Origin of the sequence: Vibrio sp. 10N.261.52.A1 (assembly GCF_002876325.1) — a bacterium.
Taxonomy (GTDB): Bacteria; Pseudomonadota; Gammaproteobacteria; order Enterobacterales; family Vibrionaceae; genus Vibrio; species Vibrio chagasii.
Genome location: NZ_MCYD01000945.1, coordinates 1 through 2717, shown reverse-complemented (window position 1 = coordinate 2717; position 2717 = coordinate 1). Strand labels below are relative to the sequence as shown.

The 2717-nt window shown below is 44.2% G+C and carries 3 protein-coding genes; all 3 read right to left on the bottom strand.

What is annotated here, in order from left to right; translation table 11 throughout:
- Positions 1–27 precede the first annotated feature (27 nt).
- The 3 genes from kdsC to BCT81_RS20505 are packed head-to-tail and all read right to left on the bottom strand — an operon-like array spanning position 28 to position 2556.
- Positions 28–585 (bottom strand): 3-deoxy-manno-octulosonate-8-phosphatase KdsC, encoded by a 558-nt coding sequence (gene kdsC, locus BCT81_RS20515; RefSeq protein WP_102425640.1) that lies wholly within the window; start codon positions 583–585, stop codon positions 28–30.
- Positions 585–1556: an arabinose-5-phosphate isomerase KdsD gene (gene kdsD / locus BCT81_RS20510; protein WP_102425639.1), complete on the bottom strand. Its 972-nt coding sequence runs from the start codon at positions 1554–1556 to the stop codon at positions 585–587. The genes kdsC and kdsD overlap by 1 nt, the downstream gene beginning before the upstream one ends.
- Positions 1557–1590: 34 nt before the next feature.
- Positions 1591–2556, bottom strand: coding sequence for a calcium/sodium antiporter (locus tag BCT81_RS20505; protein ID WP_008220425.1), 966 nt, complete (start codon positions 2554–2556; stop codon positions 1591–1593).
- Positions 2557–2717: the final 161 nt, after the last annotated feature.

The following is a 2717-nucleotide window of genomic DNA, read 5'->3' as shown; positions in this document are numbered from 1 at the left end:
GTATTAAATAGATAATACGAGTAAAACTCATATGCTTAAACCTTTATGCACGTCGAGTTCATTTCTTGCTTGTAAAATAAGGTCGCAGACTTCACGTACTGCACCGTGACCACCATTGATGGTTGTCACATAGTTTGCTCGCTGTACAAGTAGCGGGTGACCATCTGCTACACAAACCTTCAAGCCAACTTTTTCCATTACCGGCCAGTCGATCAGGTCATCGCCGATGTAACCAGTGTTCTCAGGATTAACAGAAAGCTTATCGCAAATGTCTTGGTAAGCCTTAACTTTATCGTCTTGGCCTTGATAAATAAGTTTGATACCGAGAGCTGTCATTCGATTTTCAACAATCTGAGATTTACGGCCTGTGATGATTGCGATTTCAATGCCCGCGTTCATCAGTGATTTGATGCCGTAACCGTCACGAGTGTGAAAGGTTTTCAGCTCTTCACCATTGTTGCCCATGTAGATACGACCATCAGAGAATACGCCGTCTACATCGCAAATTAGGAGTTTGATGTCTTTTGCGATAGCAAATACATCTGAGTCAACAGTGCCGTAGAGAGTTTCGACTGTCTGTGTCATTACATTACTCCAGCTTTCAATAAATCATGCATGTTTAGAGCACCAACTAGTTTGCCATCTTGGCATAGCATCAAGCCATTGATGCTTTTAGCTTGCATTAAGTTTAAACCCTCAACCGCAAGCATGTTCGGATCGGCAACCGTAGGGTTTAGCGTCATCACATCGCCAATTTGAGTGCTATGAATATCAACGCGTTTATCTAAGATACGGCGTAAATCACCATCGGTAAAAATACCGGCCATTTGACCATCCTGATCAACGATGGCCGTCATGCCCAAGCCTTTCTGAGATATCTCTAGTAAAGCATCTCTTACTAGAGCATCAGGTGCAACGACAGGGAGTGCATTGCCTGTGTGCATGATGTCGTCTAGTTTCAATAGTAGCTGACGACCTAAAGCGCCACCTGGGTGAGATAGGGCAAAGTCTTGAGCCGTGAAGCCTCGAGCTTGTAAAAGTGCAACGGCTAATGCATCACCCATTACTAGGGTAGCAGTGGTGCTGGTTGTTGGGGCTAAACCTAGCGGACACGCTTCTTCCGGCACCGAAATTTGTAAATGGATATCAGACAAGGTCGCCATATTCGATGCAGGCTTACCTGTCATGCTGATGATCTTGATGTTCAAACGCTTCAACACAGGAAACAAGCTAAGAATTTCACCTGATTCACCTGAGTTCGAAATTGCAATCACGATATCACCCGGTTCGATCATGCCTAAGTCACCGTGTGCCGCTTCACCTGGGTGAACGAAGAAAGCTGATGTACCCGTACTTGCTAGCGTTGCTGCGATTTTGTTGCCGATATGACCGGATTTACCCATGCCCATCACAACCACTTTACCCTTGTTGTTTAGGATTAAGTCGCAAGCTTTGCAAAAATCATCATTAAAATATTGGTCCAATTGAGTGAGACCTGCAACTTCAGTTTCCAAAACTTGTTTGGCAACACTGCGATAATCAAATGGCTGAGACATCAAATACTCCAAGCACGGAAAGTTAAGTCAACAATTAAGCCGACATGTTCATTAGTAGGTAGCTTTGGTAAGCCACGAACGTCACGATTAACACGCCACCTTCAATACGATTCACACTGCGTGATTTACCTAGCGCCATCACAACAAGTAGCAGAGATACACCTAGCATTACCCAGAAGTCACGACCCATCGCAAATTCGCTCAAGATAGAAGGGTTTAGGATGCCTGGAATACCCATAACAGCCAGAATGTTGAATACGTTTGAGCCAATGATGTTACCCACGGCCATATCGTCTTCGCCTTTCATTACACCTGCAAGTGATGCAGCAAGCTCAGGTAGACTCGTACCAACGGCAATAATGGTTAAACCAATCACAAGGTCGCTCATGCCGAAGAACTTAGCGATGATCACGGCATTATCAACCAGCATATCAGCGGCTAAAGGAAGGATGATAAGACCAATTACTACCCACATTGCAGCTTTCGGGTTACTAACGCCCTCTGGAATCTCTGATTCTTGTTCATCAAGAAACGCATCGCCGTTCTTTTTCTCACTGCGGCTGATTTGCAGCATGGCAAACAAAAACGCACCGAATAGAACAAATAGCAATACGCCTTCGTAGAAACCTAAGTGGTTATCCCAAAGCAGTGCGCCAGCTAGTAAAGTGACACCAATCATGAGTGGTAGTTCACGGCGAATCACAGCGGAGCTGATTGATAGCGGCTTGATAAGCGCAGTGATACCTAAAATTAGTGCAATGTTGGCAATGTTTGAGCCTAAAACATTTCCGACCGCAGTATCTGTTTTGCCATCAAGTGCAGCGGTTGCAGAAACCATCATTTCTGGAGCTGAAGAGCCCATTGCAAGAATCGTCATACCGATAACTAATGGTGAGATACCGAAGTTGCGAGCAAGAGCTGCGGCGCCGTAAACCAGCTTATCTGCACTCCACACCAAAAAACCTAGACCGATAATAAGAAACGCAATCGCTTCAAGCATGATGATTCCTAAAAAATTAATAAAAAACGGAGAATTAACCGCTAATTTTGACCTGTTGGTAGATAAAAGGGAAGTCACTCAGCAAATTAATTACCACTTAGCGACTGAGAAAGAGATCTGAAAAGATAATTTTCTAATGCTTTCAAATCCCTGCATAGATT